We start from the raw sequence: 1,979 nt of genomic DNA, 5'->3' as shown, positions 1-1,979 counted from the left end.
CCGGCTGTTTGGTCATGACAAAGCGGAACGCGAAGCGCGGATTACCGAGCTACTGAACAGCACCGGACTGGCGCCGTTTCGCGATCGTCCTGCCGGGAAACTCTCGGGTGGGATGAAGCAAAAGCTGGGGCTGTGCTGCGCGTTAATCCACGACCCGGAATTGCTCATTCTTGATGAACCCACCACCGGGGTAGACCCGCTGTCCCGCGCCCAGTTCTGGGATCTGATTAACAGCATTCGCCAGCGGCAGACCAACATGAGCGTGCTGGTTGCGACCGCTTACATGGAAGAAGCCGAGCGCTTTGACTGGCTGGTGGCGATGAACGCCGGGGAGGTGTTAGCCACCGGGAGCGCCCAGCAGCTACGCGAACAAACCAACAGCAACACGCTGGAGCAGGCGTTTATTGCGTTGTTACCTGAAGCGCAGCGTCAGGCGCACAAACCGGTGGTGATCCGCCGTATCATGCTGAGCAGGAAGAGATTGCCATTGAGGCGAAAGATCTGACCATGCGCTTCGGCAAGTTTGTCGCCGTTGACCACGTTAACTTTCGTATTCCCCGCGGGGAGATCTTCGGCTTTCTCGGCTCCAACGGCTGCGGTAAATCCACCACCATGAAGATGCTCACCGGTCTGCTACCCGCAAGCGAAGGTGAGGCGTGGCTGTTTGGGCAAGCGGTTGACCCGAAGAATATCGATACCCGCCGCCGGGTAGGCTATATGTCGCAGGCGTTTTCGCTCTACAGCGAGCTGACCGTGCGGCAAAACCTTGAGCTACACGCGCGACTGTTCCATATCCCCGAAGCAGAAATCCCTGGGCGGGTGCAGGAGATGAGCGAGCGCTTTTCGCTGACCGATGTCGAAGACACGTTGCCGGTGCGCTGCCGTTGGGGATCCGTCAACGCCTGTCGCTGGCGGTGGCGGTGATCCATCGCCCGGAAATGCTCATTCTTGATGAACCGACCTCCGGGGTCGATCCGGTGGCGAGGGACATGTTCTGGCAACTGATGGTCGATCTGTCGCGTCAGGATAAAGTGACCATTTTTATCTCTACCCACTTTATGAATGAAGCGGAGCGCTGCGACCGTATGTCGCTGATGCACGCCGGAAAAGTACTCGCCAGCGGCACGCCGCAGGAGCTGGTGAAACAGCGTGGTGCCGCCAGCCTGGAAGAGGCGTTTATCTCCTGGCTACAGGAAGCAGCAGGCCGGCACCGGAAGCGACGCTTTCGCAAGCGACTGCTCCGCTGGTGCATGAAAACAGTCAGCCGCCGCGGCAGGGCTTTAGCCTGCGGCGCTTGTTCAGCTACAGCCGCCGTGAAGCGCTGGAGCTGCGGCGGGACCCGGTGCGTTCAACGCTGGCGCTGATGGGGACGGTGATCCTGATGCTGATCATGGCTACGGCATCAGCATGGACGTGGAAAATCTGCGTTTTTCGGTGCTCGATCGTGACCAGACCGTCAGCAGCCAGGCGTGGTCGCTGAACCTGGCGGGGTCGCGCTATTTTATTGAGCAGCCGCCGCTCACCAGTTATGACGAGCTGGACAAGCGAATGCGTTCGGGTGAAGTGGCGGTAGCAATAGAGATCCCGCCAAACTTTGGCCGCGATATCGCGCGTGGCACGCCGGTGAAGATTGGCGTCTGGGTCGATGGCGCAATGCCGAGCCGCGCTGAAACGGTCAGAGGTTACGTGCAGGCGATGCACCAGACCTGGCTGCAGGATGCGATGGCGCGTCAACCCAATGCCAGTGGGCAAAACGGGCTGATGACCATTGAACCCGTTATCGTTACAACCCGGATGTGAAGAGTCTGCCGGCGATTGTTCCGGCGGTGATCCCGCTGTTGTTGATGATGATCCCTTCCATGCTCAGCGCACTCAGCGTAGTGCGCGAGAAAGAGCTCGGATCGATTATCAACCTGTACGTCACGCCCACGACCCGCAGTGAGTTTTTGCTCGGCAAACAGTTGCCTTACATCGTGCTG

Annotated in this window: 1 pseudogene; it reads left to right on the top strand. The window is 59.4% G+C overall.

Going from position 1 to position 1,979, the window contains the following annotated elements:
- A pseudogene (gene rbbA, locus JTI85_RS00010) lies at nt 1–1,979 on the top strand (ribosome-associated ATPase/putative transporter RbbA); the annotation flags it as partial.

The organism is Citrobacter sp. Colony219 (assembly GCF_019382635.1).
GTDB classification, from domain to species: domain Bacteria; phylum Pseudomonadota; class Gammaproteobacteria; order Enterobacterales; family Enterobacteriaceae; genus Citrobacter; species Citrobacter youngae.
This window is presented reverse-complemented; position numbering and strand designations above follow the sequence as displayed.